The following is a 16416-nucleotide window of genomic DNA, read 5'->3' as shown; positions in this document are numbered from 1 at the left end:
GATGGGCTGCCGCGCGCGTCAGCCTGAAACCTGCTTGCAGCTCTTGGATTGCTGCGCTTGCGCCAGCAAATTCGACCTGCGCTCCGATTCGTTCATGTGACTCGATGCATCGATGTAGCGAGCGGCAATGGCAAACGGTATGACGACTTTCCAGGAGTTGCTCTTGGCCTCGGCCGAACGCTCCTGCGTTACCTGCTCCTGCGCCAGCTGGTCTGCGATGGCGCGGCAATCGAGCGAGGAAAACTGCGTTTCCGGCATGCTGCTCTTGGGGATGTTCGTGCAACCCGTCACGAGCAGAACGAGGGGGAACGACAGCAGCAACGCATATCTCTTATGGATCATCTGTTTCTCTTTGAAGTGGAGGACGCGTCGGCGTGGAACGGCATCGGTTTCAAGTTACGCGGTGCACAGGTTCGGCACGGCGACCTTCTGAAAAAGATGCGGCCTCGCGACCATCGACGCCGGATGCGCCTTCACCTTCTCCTTGAATCCCGGGTGCCTGAAGGCCGCGCGCCATGCTGCAGCGGATTCGAAGACGGCGTAGTTGAGATACGTCGGGCTGTCTCCCAGCGCGCGATGAAGCTGTGTCGAGATGAAGCCCGGCTGGCTCTTCATGAAGGCGGCATCGCCGGCCCACGCCTCCAGGAACGCCGCTTCGTCTTCGGGCGCCATGGTGCAGAGGTTGACCAGCACGATGGGCGAGGCATCGATGTCCATCTGGCGACCGATCGGAAATGACGGGTCGAGCGGCTCGAGATCGGGCATGTTTTCGGTTCCTTGAAAAATCGCAGTCCTGTCGGACCACCGGGTCGGCGGAGCGACATGTCTTTCCCCGAACACCAACGCCTGGTGCCGATGAGGAAGCCTGATTGAGACATGCACTCGTGCCAGTTTCTGGCACCAGTTCAGAACTCCTGCCGCGTCGGACGAAAGAGGATTTCGTTGATGTCGACGTCTTCGGGTTGGCTCATCGCGAAGAGCGCGCAGCGGGCAAAGCTGCTCGCGGGAATCGCGTTGCGCGCGTAGAAGGCCTGCATCGCCTGCGTCATGCCTTCGGCCTTGGTGGAGGCGGGCAAGTCGGTGTCCACCGCGCCGGGCGAGAGGATGGTGGAGCGGATGTTGTAGGGCTTGAGCTCCTTGCGCACGCCTTCGGAAATGGCGCGCACCGCGAACTTGCTCGCGCTGTAGACCGCGCCGCCCGCGCTCACGATGTGGCCGGCCACCGACGAGACGTTGATGATCTGCCCGCTCTTTTGCGCCTTCATGTGCGGCAGCGCGGCAGCGATGCCATGGAGCACGCCCTTGATGTTCACGTCGATGGTCTGGTTCCACTCGTCCACGCGCAGCATCTCCAGCGGCGAGAGCGGCATCACCCCGGCGTTGTTGAGCATCACGTCGATGCGCCCGTGGGATTCGATGGCACGGGCCACCAGCGCCTGCACCTGATCGAGATGCACGACATCGGTCTGCACGATGCTCTCGGCACCGAGGCCGAGTTCTTCCGCCAGGGCCTGCAGGCGGTCGAGCCGCCTCGCACCCAGGACCACCTTGGCGCCGGCCCACACGAGATGGCGCGCCGTTTCCGCGCCCAGGCCGCTGCTGCCGCCGGTGATGACGACCACCTTGTTTTCGATTCCTTGCATCGCGCTTGTTCTTTCTTTTTCTGCTTCGGGTTGAAGCTGCGTCACAGGCCCAGCAGGCGCTCGGCGTTGCCGTGGGCAATGAGGGCCTTGTCCGCGTCGCTCACGGGCAGGCGCTCGATGAAGGCCCGCGCGCCGTCCAGGCTCTGATACGGATAGTCGATGGAATAAAGAATGCGCTCGGCACCCATCAGCGCATGGATGAACTGGAAGTGCGGCAGCGTGAGCATGCCGCTCGGCGAGACGTACACATGCTCGCGGTAGGTCTGCACGATGGGACGCCTGAGGCCCGAGGCTTCCTGCGGAATGGAGTCTTCCAGCCGCTGCAGGAAGAACGGCACCATCTCGCCCCAATGGCCGCTGATGACCTGCAGCCCGGGGTGCCGGTCGAAGGCTCCCGCGAGCAGCATGCGCACGACCTGGATGCCCGATTCGTTGTGCCAGCCCCAGGCGAACATGGCCAGGCGCGCGCTGAGCTCGCGCTCAAGGCCGCCGTAGTACGGTGCCTGCACGGCGGGCAGCGGCAGGCCTGGGTGCACGTACAGCGGCACTTTCAATTCGCTGAAGGCGGCAAGGATCGGCTCGTAGCGCGCATCGTCCAGGAAGGTGTCTCCGGGCCGGCCATTGATGAGCGCGCCCTTCAGGCCGAGCTCTTTCACCGCCCGCTCCAGTTCGCGCGCAGCCGCCTCGGGCGCCTGCCAAGGCAGCGTGGCAAAACCCGCGAAGCGCGTGGGATGCGTCCGCGCCGTTTCGGCCAGCCTGTCGTTGGCCGCGCGGTTCAGCGCAATGGCCTCCGCGGCGGGCAGCAACTGCGGGAACCCGCCATAGGAGAGCACCTGCATGTCGATGCCGGCGGCATCCATGTCGGCCAGCCGCGCGGCGCCCATCTCCAGCCCCTTGCGCGCGGACTCGCTGGGTGCAATGACATGCGGGCGGCTCGGGTCGGCCACGTTCCGGCCGTCCACCACGCGGCTGCCCCAGTCGCCGAAGTAAGGCGCCTCGGCGCGCACCAGCGCCTGGGTGGCGCCACCGATGGCACGGTCAAGCACGTGCTCTTCGACACAGATCAGTTTCACGCGATCCCCTTGAAAGCTTCAGCGGGCTTATGCCAACAGGGCGTCGCGCAGCGCGATGCCCAGGCTCGCGGCGGACTGCGGGTTCTGGCCGGTGATGAGCCGTCCGTCGACGACCACGTTGTCGGCCCAGTTGGCGGCGTTCTGGTGCTGCGCGCCGCGTTCGTTGAGCGTGGACGCGAGCAGGAAAGGCACGACGTGCGTGGACTCCACCTCCTCTTCCTCGCCGTTGGTGAAGGCAGCCACCCGCTTGCCGGCCACCAGCAGGCTGCCGTCGGCGCGGCGCGCGTTGACCAGGGCCGTCGGGCCGTGGCACACGGCCGAGACGATGCCGCCGGCCGCATCGATCTCGCGGATGGCCTTCTGCGCGGCCGCGTTGTCGGGGAAGTCCCACATCGTGCCGTGGCCGCCCGCAAAGAAGATGGCCGAGTAGCGCGACGGGTCCACGTCGTCGATGCACTGCGTGTGGGAGATGGCGTGGCGGAAATCGGCATCGGCCCAGTAGCGGGCAATGACCGGGTCTTTCATGTCCTCCAGCCCGTCCAGCGGCGCATCGCCACCGAGGATGGAGGCGAACTCCACCTGGATGCCGGCTGCCTGCAGCTTTTCCAGCGGATGGGTGACTTCGGCCAGGTTGTAGCCGGTGGGAATGCCCGTTGCGCCCTTCACGGCATTGCTGCTGACGACGAAGAGGATGGGCTTGAGTTCGGAGGCTTGCTTGGTCATGGTCGTAGGTTCCTGTGTTCGGCGCGCCTCAGGCGTTGCCCGGTGCGAAAAGCGACTCCCAGTTCAGGAAGGGTCCGAGCGGGATGACGTCCCAATCGAGGAGGCCGGCCTTGGCGAGCGGAAATTCGCGCAGCGTCTTCAGGGCGACCTCGGCCGATTCGCACTCGGCAATGATGGCCACGCCGGGGCGGTCCTGGCGGAAGTAGATGTCGCGCACGACGCCGCCCTTGTAGAGCTGCCAGGCGTGGCGGGCTTCGTCCTGCATGTGCGGCTGGTACTTTTCCAGGGTGGCACCGGGCGCGGGAATATCGAGGCAAAGAAATTTCATGAAGAGGCTCCTTGGTGAAAACGCATCAAGCGGGTTGAAGTCGGCGAACGGCCTGGGACGTGCGGCGGCCGAGAGGGGCGGCGGTTTCTGCGCCGCGGCGGCAGAAGAACGATCAGAGGGAGTTGATTGCCGCCTGGCTTTGTCGCCCAAAATTCTCGATTTCTTCTTGAAAACGATGTTAAGGTAGAAAAATACGATCCAATGTAGAAAAGCGTTCCCTTGCGGGACGGCTCAAATTCACCAATAGATGGGGTCGAGCGCAACGTGAAGGGCCATGGCTCGGCGCCACGCACTCGAAAGGCACCGACCGCGCTAGGTGCTGTCGGCCTGGTTGCAGGGAAGCCCAGCTCGCCATTCCTTGACAAGCTGCCGCCGCGCGCGCGGATAGCGTTCTTCCAGGAAATCGACCGTCACGATGCGGTCTGTGCGAATGCGGCAGAAGTCGCCGCTCTCCTCGCACCACGCGGCGATCAACCGCTGCGATTCGACGAAGCCGAGCATGATCGGCCAGAGGGTCAACTGAGAAACGGCCCCGCTGTCGTCCGCGTACCCGATGTGCATCTTTCGCTGCTCGCGCATGGCCCGCCGCACCTGCGCCAGATCGAAGACCGAGGCGTCTTTTCTCTTGCGAAAGATGTAGAGCGCGTTGTCGTCCAGCTCCGCCCTCATCTCGGCCGGAAGCACGCCGTTGATTTTTGCGAGCGCGTTCTGCACGGCAAGCGCCAGCGCCTCGTCGGCGTGGCGGCTGACCCACTGCGCACCGACCACGAGCGCCTGCACCTCTTCTTCCGTGAAAGACAGCGGCGGCAGCAGGAAGTCGGGCCGGAGGATATAGCCGACGCCGGCCTCGCCCTCGATGTGCGCCCCGATGGACTGCAGCGTGGCGATGTCGCGGCGAAGGGTCCGCAGCGACACGCCCGTCTCGCGCGCCAGCACTTCGCCGGACACGGTTCCGCGATGCCGGCGAAGCACCTGCATGAGGTCGAACAGGCGGTGGCTTCGCGACATGTCAGGCCATTGCCACGAGGCCCTTGCCGCCGAGCTTGCGGCCCGCTTCGAGCGCGGTGACGAGGCCGATCGCCTCGTTCAGCGGAACGATTTCGGCAATCGGCATCCGGAACTTGCCCTCCGCCGCGGCACGGGCGAGGCTGTCCAGAATGTCGGGCCGCGGCGTGCAGACGATCGGTTTGAGCCGCCGGTTGAAGACCGAACGAATGAACTTGCCCGGCGTGGGATCGAGGTCGAGGAACACGCCGTCCTCGCGCAGCAGGCTCAAGCCCAGGGCGGTCGTCATCGTGGCGGCCGTGTCGTAGACGACGTCGAAACGCTCGCGCATCTTCGACAAGTCGGTGGTCCGGTAGTCGAAGACGTTCTGCAGGCCAAGGGCACGTGCCCGCGCCATGGTTGCCGCGCTGCAAGTGCCGGAGACGATGGCGCCGTGCATTCGCGCAATCTGGACCGCCGCTTCGCCGACCGCGCCGGTGCAGCCGTTGATGAAGACATGCTGCCCGGCTGTCAGCCTGGCTTTGTCGACCAGCCCGTTCCAAGCCGTGACGCCGGGTGTTCCAAGGCAAGCCGCATCCTCGAAGGAGATGTTGCCGGGCTTCAGCGCCAAGGCGGTTTCGTTCGCGATGACGGCTTCGCCCAACGCGCCGCTTTCCTTGAATCGCGCCAGCCCGAACACCGCATCGCCAGGGACGAAGCGCGTGACGCCGGGCCCGACGGCGGTGACCGTCCCGGCGAAGTCGAATCCCATGGCGCGCGGAAACGCCTTGCCCGTGACGATCTTCATCTGGCCGTTGCGCAGCTTCCAGTCGATGGGGTTGATGGCTGCGAACCTGACCTTCACGGCCACCTGCCCTTGGCCGGGCGCCGCCAGCTCGAACTCGTCGAGCCGCATCAGCTCCGGACCACCGTACATGCCGTATTGAATGCGCTTCATGACCGCTTGCTCCTCGCGAACGATTCAGCGAAGTCCCGGATCACCGCGCGCGCAATTTCCGGTGCGGCGCTGTTGGCTTGAGTCACGATCTTTCCTTGTGTTGCCTGAGAAATTTCAGTCTAGGCAGCGCTGGTGCCAGGTTTTGGCACCAGTCTTCGTGGTGCCTGCCCCCGCGACCGCGAGCGAGTGCAATGCAGCGCATGACTGAAGCTCCTGGTGTCGGCAAACAAGCCCGCGGCAGGAAAAGAACCGCGTCACCCAGCCTAGTCCTTGTTGCCGCGCATTCCCACTGAAGCCATCGGCAGGCATACTAAGTAGAAAAATACTATCCAATGTAGAAGCGAATTCCCATGTCCACTGATCTGAATTCCCCAATGTATTTGGCCAAGGCGCCGCCGGAACGCCAGGAGCGGCTCGACGGCGTGACCTTGTTCGTGGATGTCGTGCGCCTGGGCGGCTTCACCCGCGCGGCCGAGCACCTGAGCCTCACCCGCTCGGCCGTGGGCAAGGCGATCGCGCGGCTGGAGGCGCGCCTGGACGTGCGCCTGTTTCATCGCACGACGCGCGTGCAAAGCCTCACCGAAGACGGCCAGATCTATTACGAACACTGCCTGCGCGCGCTCGCGGAGCTGCAGGCGGCGGAGGCGCAAATGGAGTCCGGCCGGCACCAGGTGGCGGGCCGTTTGCGCGTCTCGATGCCGGTCCTGTTCGGCCGCCATTGCATCGCGCCGATCCTCCTGGAACTCGCGCGCGAGCATCCGTCGCTCGAACTGCTCCTGAGCTTCAGCGACCGGCCTGTCGATGTGCTGGCCGAGGGCTTCGACCTCGCCGTTCGCAGCGGCTTCCTCGGGCATGAAAGCGAAGGCCTGCGCGCACGCAAGCTGGTGGTGCAACGCAAGCGCGTGTGCGCCTCGCCGGCTTACCTCTCCGCGCACGGGCGGCCGCAGAACACGGGCGAGCTGGCTTCGCACAGCATCCTCATCTACCGGCGAGCCGACCGCATCAACACGTGGCAGTTGCCCGATGCGACAGGACGCATCACGGAGATGCCGCTCACGTCACGCCTGCAGCTCGACGACCTGGAGTCCATCGCGGACGCGGCGACGACCGGCCTCGGCCTTGCGTGGTTGCCCGAATGGCTGGTGAAGGAGCGCCTGCGCACCGGAGCGCTGGTCAGCGTGCTGGACGACCAGACCGGCGCCTCGATGGATTGCTACGCCCTCTGGCCTGCTGCGCCGCACATGCCGCTGCGCCTGCGGCTGGCGGTGGATGCGTTGGTGGAACAGCTGCCCAAGGCATTGGGTGTGCCGGCGGAAGGCGGCTAGCGAGCCTCGTCTCGTCCCGGCGCGCCCGTCAACAGCGATGGAATCGGCTCGCTACTTCCGCTCGACGAGCGCGTAGAGCGCATCGGCCAATGGCGACCGCAGGGAAGCGCGCGACCACACCATGCCGACTTCGCGTGACGGGCACGGCGGAGGGAGCGGGCATCGCTTGGTGCGGCCATCGGATTTGCCGACGGCTGGCCAGTCCGGGAGGATCGAAACGCCGAAGCCCTCGGCCACCAACTGCGCGATGTGCTCGATGCCATCGAGCTCGAACCGCACCTTGGGCTTGATGCCGCGGCTTCGCAGATATTCGTCGGCCATCTTGCCCGCAACCACCTTGCGGTCGTAGAGGATGAACGGCTCGCGCGCCGCGGTGAGCAAGGGGTTGCGGACCGTCATCTCCCGGGGCGCGAGAAGAATCAGCGCCTCGCTCCGCAGCACGCGCCACTCGCAGGTCTTGGGCATGGCGAAGGTGGGATGAACCAGGATGGCCACATCCAGGTTGCCGCTCACCACCTGCTCAAGCAACTTCGATGAAGTCCCGGGCTCGATGTAGACCTGGATGGTCGGGTGGGCGCTCATCCAGCGCCGCAGCAGCGCAGGGACCATGCCCATCAACGCCGTGGGCGTTGCGCCCAGTCGCAACGGACCTGCCGGCAGCCCGGTATCGGATGCGGCCGAACGCAGTTCTCGCACGCCCCTCAAGACTTCCCGCGCCTGGTCGACCAGGCGCGCGCCGACCACCGTGGGCTTGACCGTTCGCCCGACGCGGGTCAGGAGCTGGCAGCCGATGTCCGCCTCGAGTGCACGCATCTGCTGGGTCACCGTGGTCGCCGGCAAATCGAGTCGGCGAGAGGCGTCGGCGACGGAGCCGCAGTCGACCACGGCCACGAAGCTCTGCAGGAAGCGTGTATCCATCCGACGGATTTTGCGTCATCTGAACCATTGGAAGACACCTTTCTTGAGCAGTCATCGCTCGGCAAAGTCAGGCCCATCAATCCTGATTGCCTACCGAGGAGCCCCAATGCCCATCATCGAATCCATTGAAGTCTGCGTTGCGCGAGTACCGCTGGAGAAAGTCACCTACCTCTCGAACCGCACGGTGGTCGACCGCCACTACGGCCTGGTCAAGGTCCGAAGTACCGACGGCGTCGAAGGCATCGGCTTCTGCTATGTCGGCAACGCTGCAGGCGAAATCTTTCGCGTGGCCGTCGAGCAATTGCTGGCGCCTGTGCTGATCGGGCGCGATTCGCTGGGCGTCGAAGGTCTGTGGAAAGACATGTACCAGGAGGCTCTTTTGCAGGGCCGCATGGGCACCGTCATGCGCGCGCTGAGCGCACTGGACATTGCGCTGTGGGACCTCAACGCGCGGACTGCCAGGCTGCCGCTTCACAAGTATCTCGGCGCCGTGGAACTGGACACCGTTGCGGCCTACGCGAGCGGCGGCTACTACGTGGACGGCAAGACGGCCGAGCATGTCGGTGAAGAAATGGCCGGTTACGTCGAGCTGGGCTTCAAGGCGGTCAAGATGAAGACGGGCCGCTGGAGTCCTCAAGGCGAAGAGTCGCGCGTCAAGGCGGCCCGCGAAGCCATCGGGCCAGACGTCGAGCTGATGCTCGACTGCAACAACGGCTGGATCGATACGGTGCAGGCGATGCAGTACCTGCGCCGCATCGAGCAATACGACCCGTACTTCATCGAGGAGCCGTTCGGCCCCGATGACGTCGAAAGCCATGCGCGTCTCGCCAAGCTGACGCGCATCCCGGTGGCGACCGCGGAAATCGGCTATGGCCGCTGGTACCACAAGCACTTGCTGGACATGGGGGCCGCTGCGATTCTGCAAACCGATGCGGCCGTGTGCGGCGGCATCACGGAGTGGAAGCGCATTGCCGCGATGGCTGCCGGCTATGGCATCCAGATGTGCCCGCATTGGTTCCACGACGTGCATGCACCGTTGGTCGCGTCCACGCCCAACGCTCGCTACGTCGAGTTCTTCTGGGACGACCAGGTGCTGAACTTCCGCCGCCTGCTGGACCGCCAGCTCGAACAGACCAAGGGCCGCGTGGTCCTGCACCAGACGCCGGGCCTGGGCTTCAACTTCGACGAGGCACAGGTCTCGAAATTCGGCTGCTGGACCCAGGTCGGCACCTGAGCGCTCGGAGGCAGACGAACACAACAAGGAGACACCCAATGCACCGAAGACACTTTCTTTCAACGGTCGCCGCCGCGGGAGCGCTTTGCGCAAGTCCGGCATTCGCCCAAGGCAAGCTGCCTTCCGGGCCGGTGCGGATTCTGGTGGGCTTCTCCGCGGGAGGCGGCACGGACATCCTGGCGCGCATCATCGCGAACAAGCTCAATGTCTTGTGGGGCATCCCGGTCATCGTCGAGAACAAGGCAGGCGCCGCGGGGCTGATCGCCGCGGCAGAGGCGGCAAAGGCGGCGCCCGACGGAAACACGCTCATGATGGGCCACATCAACGCGCTGGGCATTGCGCCTGCGCTCTATCCCAAGCTCGGCTTCTCGCCCGACAAGGACTTCGCGGCGATCGCGCTGGTGGGACAGACGCCGCAGGTGCTGGTCGCGAGTCCGAAGTCGGCCGCGACCCTCCCTGCCTTGCTCGAGCAACTCAAGAAGAAACCCGGCGAGGTGAGCTTCGGTTCGTCGGGCACGGGCTCGGCACAGCACCTGGCGTTGGCCTTGTTCGAGCAGTCGGCGAATGTCTCTGCGCTGCACGTGCCTTACAGAGGGGCCGCCAACGTGATGACGGACCTGGTCGGAAGCCAGATCGACTACGCGTTCGAAGGCATGACCACTGCATCACCGTTCATCAAGGGCGGAAAAATCAAGGCCATAGCGCAGACCGGCCTGAAGCGGGCGAAGGCCTTCGCCGATGTCCCCACGGTCGCTGAACAAGGCTATCCGGGGTTCAACGCCAGCATCTGGTTCGGCCTCGTCGGGCCCGCCAGGATGCGGGCGGACGTGGCGGCGCGCATCAACAACGACGTCAACCAGGTGCTGAAGATGCCGGATGTCGTGAGCAGGCTGGAAGAGTTCGGCGCCGAAGATGGCGGCGGCACGCCGCAACGCTTCGACGCCTTCATGCGCGACGAGCGCGCCAAGTGGGCCAGGCTCATCCAGGCGCGCGGTATCAAGGTCGACGCCTGAGGCGCTCCCTTGCCAGGTGACGTCACATCACGTCACGTCACGTCAAAAAGAAAAGCACCTGGCACCAGCGCGTGCATCGCCTGATCCAGTGCGCAGGCAAACATCAACTCGGAGACACAACATGAATATCACCCGTCGTTCGGCCCTCGTGGCCAGCGCCTCGCTCGTGGCAGGCGCGTCCTGGGGCCAGGCGCTGCCCAACAAACCCATCACCCTGGTCGTTCCCTTCGCACCCGGAGGCAACGCCGACATCGTGGCGCGCTGGATCGCGGTGCCGTATGCCAAGCTGTTGGGACAGAGCGTGATCGTGGACAACCGGGGCGGTGGAGGCGGCGCCATCGGGACTGCCCTCGTATCAAAAGCGCCCGCCGATGGCGCGACATTGCTGGCAGCCACGCCCGGCCAGCTCGGCACATTGCCTCACATGTTCAAGACGCCGTACAAGCTGGACGACTTCGTGCCCATCGGCGTTCTGAGCAAGACCTCCATTGCCGTCGTGGTTCGAAACGGCGATGTGCGCTTCAAGACAGTCGAGGAGTTCATCGCCTACGCCCGCGCCAACCCCGGAAAGCTCAATGTGGGCCACGCCGGTCCCGGATCGCCCAATCACCTGGCCATGCTGCAGTTCGAGAACGCTGCGAACTGCCGCTTCACACCGGTCGCCTACAAGGGTTCCGGCCCCGCGTTGATCGATCTGCGCGGGGGCACCATCGATGTCATGTTCGACCAGATCAGCAGCTCCCTTCCTCATCTGAAAGCCGGCACCCTGACCACGCTGGTGGTGCTCGGCCTCACGCGCGATGCGTCGGTGCCCGACACACGCTCGCTGAAGGAAGCCGGCCTGCCGGAATTCGACGCCAGCACGTACATCGGCCTTCTTGCGCCCAAGGGTGTCTCGGCCTCCGTAGTCGCAGCCCTCACCGCCGCGGCGCAAAAGGTCGCCAGCGACCCGGCGTTCGACCTTGGCCTGAAAGCGATCGGCAGCGGCGCGCACTATGAGGACCCCAAGCGTTTCGCCGAGATCCTCAAAGCGGACGAGGCCTTGGCGATCTCGCTCGTCAAGCAAGGGGAATTGGTCAATGAGTAACGACAGCCGAGCAGCAGCGGAGCCATGGTGGGATTGCCATTTCCATGTGTTCGACAACGCGCGCTACCCGCTCGCGCCGGGCGGGGCCTATGTCCCTGAAGACGCACCCCTCGACGCGTTTCGACAGGTGTGCGAGTCAAGGAGCATCCAGCGCGCTGTTCTGGTTCATCCCAGCGTTTACGGCGCGGACCACTCGAGCTTCGAAGATGCGCTGGCCACAAACGGCGATTGGCTTCGGGGCGTTGCTGTCGTCTACCCCGACGCGGCCGTCACCTCCGATGCGCAGATTGCGCGGTGGCACAAGCTCGGCGCCTGCGGGACTCGCATCAACCGGCTCTTTCCGGGGGCACCGGACGACATCGACAGCGTCATCGACCGGGTGAAGCCCTTCGGATGGCACGTCCAGGTGCTGGTCGATCTGGTGGAGGACCTTGGCGTGGTCAAGCAGATTGCGGCCAGCGGCATGCCGGTCGTGATCGACCATTTCGGGCATCACCCGGTCGATGAGCTGCTGCGCAGTTCCGCCTTCGCGGACCTGCTGGCGCTCATGCGGGAGGGTCAGGCGTGGGTCAAGCTGTCGGGTCCATACAGGGTGCAGCGAACCGAGGGACCGTGGCACTCGCTGCGCCGACTGGTCGATGCGATGGTCGCCGCGAACTCCCGGCGGCTGGTGTGGGGAAGCGACTGGCCTCATCCGCCGAGTTCGAGGCATCCATTTCCTCCTCCCAAAGCGTCGGAGATCGGGCTGACCATCTCGCACTGGCTGGAAGGGCCTGAGCTGTTGAGACGCGTCATGCATGAGAATCCTGGCGCGCTGTACGACCGCGGTCGGCCGTAGATATTCGGCGCCATCCTGCTTGCGTTCGCGTGCTCGATATGTACGTCGATGCGCAGGCTTCAAGGCTCAGGTGCTGAGCCGCTCTGGGAGAAATTCGCGCGGTGACCGACGCGAATCAAAACATGCGCAATCCGACACCCGGCCACGTCGATGTGCCGCCCCAAACGAAAAGCCCCTGTAGTCTTTCAACTACAGGGGCTTTTGTTTGGCGGAACCGGAGGGATTCGAACCCTCGATGAGGCTCTACACCCCATACTCCCTTAGCAGGGGAGCACCTTCGGCCACTCGGTCACAGTTCCTGAAAGCAGCCGAGATTATGCCACCGTCAGGAGGCCGGTTGGTCCAGATCGAAGGCTTTATGCAGCGCCCGAACGGCCAATTCCATATATTTTTCGTCGATCACGACCGAGGTCTTGATCTCGCTGGTCGAAATCATCTGGATGTTGATGCCCTCTTCGCTCAGCACGCGGAACATCTTGCTCGCCACGCCCACATGGCTGCGCATGCCGATGCCCACGATGCTGACCTTGCAGATCTTGGTGTCGCCCACGATCTCGGTCGCGCCCAGCGAAGGCATGACCTTCGATTGCAGCAGGTCGATGGTCTTGGCGTATTCGTTGCGGTGAACCGTGAAGCTGAAGTCGGTCTTGCCGTCCTTGCTCAGGTTCTGGATGATCACGTCGACCTCGATGTTGGCGTCCGCCACGGCACCGAGGATGTGATACGCGATGCCCGGCTTGTCGGGCACGCCGAGCACCGAGATCTTGGCTTCGTCGCGATTGAATGCGATGCCGGATACGACGGCTTGTTCCATGTTTTCGTCTTCCTCGAAAGTGATCAGCGTGCCGGACTTGGCCTCTTCATTGATGTCGATGTCCCATGCGGTGAAGCTCGAGAGCACACGCAGCGGCACCTTGTACTTGCCGGCGAATTCCACCGAGCGGATCTGCAGCACCTTGGAGCCGAGGCTCGCCATCTCGAGCATCTCTTCGAAGCTCACGGTGGTCAGGCGCCGCGCATCGGGCTCGACGCGCGGGTCGGTCGTGTAGACGCCGTCCACGTCGGTATAGATCAGGCACTCGTGCGCCTTCATGGCAGCCGCAATGGCCACGGCCGAGGTGTCGCTGCCGCCGCGGCCCAGCGTGGTGATGTTGCCCGCGTCGTCCACGCCCTGGAAGCCGGTGATGACCACCACCTTGCCCGCGTTCAGATCGGCCATCACGCGCAGGTCGTCGATGCTCTCGATGCGGGCCTTGGTGTGCGAGCTGTCGGTGCGCACCGGAACCTGCCAGCCCGCATAGCTCACCGACTCCATGCCCTCGGCCTGCAGCGCAATGGCCAGCAGCGCGGACGAAGCCTGTTCGCCGGTCGATGCCAGCATGTCGAGTTCGCGGTTGTGGGCTTCGCCCGGTTTGCTCGGCGCCAGTTCCTTGGCGAGGCCGAGCAGGCGATTGGTCTCGCCGCTCATGGCACTCGGAACCACGATCATCTGGTGGCCGGCGCGCGCCCACTTGGCGACGCGCTTGGCGACGTTTCTGATGCGCTCGGTCGAGCCCATCGACGTACCGCCGTATTTGTGAACGATCAATGCCATGGGTGAAATCAGAGAAAGGAAAAGGGCCGCTGGATAGGCGGCGCCCTGCAAGCTGTGGGAGCTAAGTCTTCGGCGAGGGCGGGGCATTGTACCAATGCAGCCGATCGCCCTTCCGCTCGGCGAAACCGCCGGCCACTTTGAGGTGGATGCGATGGCCGCGCGTGGTGCAGGCGCGGACCTGATCGAGCAGCTGGTCGAGCTGCGCGGCGCTGGGCGCGCAGCCGTGAGACTGCATCAGCCAGTGGCGCGCCACATTCGCTTGGCGGGCTCGCGAAAGCGCCTGCAGCGCCTTGATGAGTGGCGGGTTGCCCACGGCTTCGAGGTCTTGCGCGGCGAGTTCGAGCAGCAGTTGCTGCGCCTGCGCCGCATGGCCGATGCTGCGCGCGAACGTCGCGCGGAACTGCGGAAAAGCCTGCTCCAGTGCTGGCAGCAGCACCGCGCGAATCCGGTTGCGGGTGTAGCGGGCATCGCCGTTGCTCGGGTCTTCGATCCATGGCAGATCGCGCCCTGCAAGCCAGGCTCGGATGTCAGCTGCCGGCACTGTCAGCAGAGGTCGATAGATGTTCAAACCATGGCGTTCGGCCTGCGCGGGCATGGCCGCCAAACCCGGAAGGCCGGCACCACGCGACAGTGCCAGCAAGAGCGTTTCGACCTGGTCGTCAGCGTGATGCCCGAGAGCGATGGACCGGATGGCGGGACGCTCCGCATTCGCATGCGCCATGGCACCAAACGCCTCGTAGCGTGCGCGCCGCGCGGTGTCTTCGGGACTGTCCCCTGGCGCATGCCGCGCATCGACCCGATGCACGACGAGCGGCACGCCAAGCCGCTCGCACACCTCGCCGCAATGCCGCTCGAAATCGTCGGCCGCGGCCTGCAGTCCGTGGTGCACATGAAAGGCCACTACCTGCCCCGGCCAGCGCGAGGCGCTAACGGCCAGCAAGGCGGTGGAGTCCGCACCGCCACTGAAGCCCACCGCCAGCGGCCATTGCGCCGGCTCGAACGCGGCGATGGCGCGTTCGAAGGCTTCGCTCATGGGTGCTCAGCGGCCGGTGTCGGCCTTGGTGTCGTTGAAACGGCCGTAGCTCTGCAAACGCTCGTAGCGGCGTTCCAGTAGTTCCTTGGGCTTCAGGTCGCTGACCTGGCGGAACGCATCGTTGAGTGCGCGCTTCAGGAATGCCGCCATCTGGCGATGGTCGCGGTGCGCGCCGCCGACCGGCTCGTTCACGATCTTGTCGACCAGTCCCAGCGCCTTCAGGCGATGCGCGGTGATACCGAGCGCATCGGCCGCTTCCTGCGCCTTGTCGCTGGTCTTCCAGAGAATGGACGCACAACCTTCGGGGCTGATCACAGAGTAGATCGAGTACTGCAGCATCACGAGCTGGTCGCCGACCGAGATGGCCAGCGCACCGCCGGAGCCGCCCTCGCCGATGATCGTGACGATGATCGGCACCTCGAGCTGCGCCATCTCGAAGATGTTGCGGCCGATGGCTTCGGACTGGCCGCGCTCTTCGGCGTCGATGCCGGGGTATGCGCCGGGCGTGTCCACGAAGGTGAACACGGGCAGCTTGAACTTCTCGGCCGTCTTCATGAGACGCAAGGCCTTGCGATAGCCCTCGGGCTTGCTCATGCCGAAGTTGCGCGCGGTGCGCTCCTTCGTGTCGCGGCCCTTTTGATGGCCGAGCACCATGCAAGGCACGCCATTGAAGCGCGCGAGGCCGCCCACGATCGACAGGTCGTCCGAGAAATGCCGGTCGCCGTGCAGTTCGACGAAGTCGGTGAAGATTTCGTTGACGTAATCGAGCGTGTAGGGGCGCTCCGGATGCCGGGCGATCTTGGTGATCTGCCAGGGCGTCAGGTCGCTGTAGATGTCCTTGGTGAGCTGCTGGCTTTTCTTGCCGAGCTGATCGATTTCTTCCGAAATGTCGACCGCCGATTCGGTCTGTACATAGCGCAGTTCTTCAATCTTTGTTTCGAGTTCCGCAATGGGCTGCTCGAAATCGAGGAAGGTTCGTTTCGCCAACGTCTTCTCCTGTTTTATTTCAATACGCGACCGGCACGGGGTCCAGCGACCGCCAAATATACCAAGTCGCCACGCTGCAATACGGGGCCCAGGCCACGGCGACATCGCGGGCATCGCTGCGGCTCACCGGGTCGCCCGAAAAGTAATTGACGCTGATGCCGTTGAGCAGCCCGACGTCGTCCACAGGCAGCACGTTCGGACGCATCAGGTGGAAGATGAGGAACATCTCGGCCGTCCAGCGGCCAATGCCGCGAATGGCCACGAGCTCTTCGATGATGAGCTCGTCGGCCATGTCTTTCCATGCATCGACGTGCACCACGCCCGAGTCGAAATGCAAGGCCAGGTCGACCAAATATTCGATCTTGCGCGCCGAGAGGCCCGCTGCGCGCATGTCGTCGACCTTGAGCTTGAGCACGTTCGCCGGCGTCAGCTTGCGCGGCAGCACGGCGAACTTGTCCCAGACGGTTTGCGCGGCCTTCACCGAGATCTGCTGGCCCACGACGCTGCGCGCCAACGTGGTGAAGGCGTCGCCGCGCGATTCGAGACATGCGGTGCCGAACTTCGGAATCAACCGCTTCATCACGCGGTCTTTCTTGGCCAGGTGCTTGCAGGCCTCTTCCCAATAATCCGGCGTGTAGATCTGAACGGTCGGGTTTTTGGAAGCTGGCATGGGGTTGG

At 64.6% G+C, this 16416-nt stretch carries 18 protein-coding genes and 1 tRNA gene; 5 read left to right on the top strand and 14 right to left on the bottom strand.

The genetic code is table 11. The features are described from left to right. Positions 1–18: 18 nt before the first annotated feature. From QF040_RS04175 to QF040_RS04140, 8 genes are all read right to left on the bottom strand, one after another. Entirely contained in the window at positions 19–321 is a 303-nt protein-coding gene (locus tag QF040_RS04175; RefSeq protein WP_429609959.1) for a hypothetical protein, read from the bottom strand. Between the two features lie 75 nt (positions 322–396). Next, positions 397–765: an antibiotic biosynthesis monooxygenase family protein gene (locus tag QF040_RS04170; RefSeq protein ID WP_429609958.1), complete on the bottom strand. Its 369-nt coding sequence runs from the start codon at positions 763–765 to the stop codon at positions 397–399. 140 nt (positions 766–905) lie between these two features. After that, a complete protein-coding gene (locus QF040_RS04165; protein ID WP_307642515.1) occupies positions 906–1643 on the bottom strand; it encodes an SDR family oxidoreductase in 738 nt (245 codons plus the stop codon). Between the two features lie 41 nt (positions 1644–1684). After that, positions 1685–2716 carry an amidohydrolase family protein gene (locus QF040_RS04160; protein WP_429609957.1) on the bottom strand — a complete coding sequence of 344 codons (1032 nt, stop codon included), beginning with the start codon at positions 2714–2716 and terminating at the stop codon, positions 1685–1687. A gap of 27 nt (positions 2717–2743) precedes the next feature. After that, complete coding sequence (locus tag QF040_RS04155) at positions 2744–3439, bottom strand: type 1 glutamine amidotransferase domain-containing protein (protein ID WP_429609956.1); 696 nt, start codon at positions 3437–3439, stop codon at positions 2744–2746. A gap of 28 nt (positions 3440–3467) precedes the next feature. Then, positions 3468–3767: a superoxide dismutase gene (locus QF040_RS04150; RefSeq protein ID WP_258354789.1), complete on the bottom strand. Its 300-nt coding sequence runs from the start codon at positions 3765–3767 to the stop codon at positions 3468–3470. A 312-nt stretch (positions 3768–4079) separates the two neighbouring features. After that, a complete protein-coding gene (locus tag QF040_RS04145) occupies positions 4080–4775 on the bottom strand; it encodes a helix-turn-helix transcriptional regulator (protein ID WP_429609955.1) in 696 nt (231 codons plus the stop codon). A gap of 1 nt (position 4776) precedes the next feature. After that, complete coding sequence (locus tag QF040_RS04140) at positions 4777–5709, bottom strand: NAD(P)-dependent alcohol dehydrogenase (protein ID WP_429609954.1); 933 nt, start codon at positions 5707–5709, stop codon at positions 4777–4779. A gap of 374 nt (positions 5710–6083) precedes the next feature. On the opposite strand from QF040_RS04140, the gene QF040_RS04135 reads away from it, so the two are divergent. Beyond that, complete coding sequence (locus tag QF040_RS04135) at positions 6084–7034, top strand: LysR family transcriptional regulator (RefSeq protein WP_429609953.1); 951 nt, start codon at positions 6084–6086, stop codon at positions 7032–7034. Between the two features lie 51 nt (positions 7035–7085). Here the strand turns inward: QF040_RS04135 and QF040_RS04130 are convergent, their stop codons facing one another. Then, positions 7086–7952 carry a LysR family transcriptional regulator gene (locus tag QF040_RS04130; RefSeq protein ID WP_429609952.1) on the bottom strand — a complete coding sequence of 289 codons (867 nt, stop codon included), beginning with the start codon at positions 7950–7952 and terminating at the stop codon, positions 7086–7088. A 106-nt stretch (positions 7953–8058) separates the two neighbouring features. On the opposite strand from QF040_RS04130, the gene QF040_RS04125 reads away from it, so the two are divergent. The 4 genes from QF040_RS04125 (at position 8059) to QF040_RS04110 (ending at position 12124) form a co-directional block, all read left to right on the top strand. Beyond that, a complete protein-coding gene (locus QF040_RS04125; protein WP_429609951.1) occupies positions 8059–9186 on the top strand; it encodes a mandelate racemase/muconate lactonizing enzyme family protein in 1128 nt (375 codons plus the stop codon). Between the two features lie 38 nt (positions 9187–9224). Further along, a complete protein-coding gene (locus tag QF040_RS04120; protein ID WP_429609950.1) occupies positions 9225–10199 on the top strand; it encodes a Bug family tripartite tricarboxylate transporter substrate binding protein in 975 nt (324 codons plus the stop codon). A 121-nt stretch (positions 10200–10320) separates the two neighbouring features. After that, entirely contained in the window at positions 10321–11286 is a 966-nt protein-coding gene (locus tag QF040_RS04115; RefSeq protein ID WP_429609949.1) for a Bug family tripartite tricarboxylate transporter substrate binding protein, read from the top strand. Beyond that, positions 11279–12124: an amidohydrolase family protein gene (locus QF040_RS04110; protein WP_429609948.1), complete on the top strand. Its 846-nt coding sequence runs from the start codon at positions 11279–11281 to the stop codon at positions 12122–12124. Before QF040_RS04115 ends, QF040_RS04110 begins: the two co-directional genes overlap by 8 nt. A 206-nt stretch (positions 12125–12330) precedes the next feature. Here the strand turns inward: QF040_RS04110 and QF040_RS04105 are convergent. From QF040_RS04105 to QF040_RS04085, 5 genes are all read right to left on the bottom strand, one after another. Continuing rightward, a tRNA-Ser gene (locus tag QF040_RS04105) sits at positions 12331–12423 on the bottom strand. A 26-nt stretch (positions 12424–12449) separates the two neighbouring features. Then, positions 12450–13718: an aspartate kinase gene (locus tag QF040_RS04100; RefSeq protein ID WP_306876892.1), complete on the bottom strand. Its 1269-nt coding sequence runs from the start codon at positions 13716–13718 to the stop codon at positions 12450–12452. Positions 13719–13779: 61 nt separating this feature from the next. Next, entirely contained in the window at positions 13780–14751 is a 972-nt protein-coding gene (gene tilS, locus QF040_RS04095; RefSeq protein ID WP_429609947.1) for a tRNA lysidine(34) synthetase TilS, read from the bottom strand. 6 nt (positions 14752–14757) lie between these two features. Next, complete coding sequence (locus QF040_RS04090) at positions 14758–15738, bottom strand: acetyl-CoA carboxylase carboxyltransferase subunit alpha (RefSeq protein ID WP_042580102.1); 981 nt, start codon at positions 15736–15738, stop codon at positions 14758–14760. 19 nt (positions 15739–15757) lie between these two features. After that, the gene (locus QF040_RS04085) at positions 15758–16408 is read right to left on the bottom strand and encodes a DNA-3-methyladenine glycosylase family protein (protein WP_013541915.1); all 651 of its coding nucleotides are present in this window, start codon (positions 16406–16408) and stop codon (positions 15758–15760) included. Between the last annotated feature and the right edge of the window lie 8 nt (positions 16409–16416).

It is taken from the genome of Variovorax sp. W2I14 (assembly GCF_050435205.1).
In the GTDB taxonomy this organism is placed as follows: Bacteria; Pseudomonadota; Gammaproteobacteria; order Burkholderiales; family Burkholderiaceae_C; genus Variovorax; species Variovorax paradoxus_C.
Note: the sequence above shows the minus strand (reverse complement) of the source record. Positions and strands in the feature narration are given on the sequence as shown.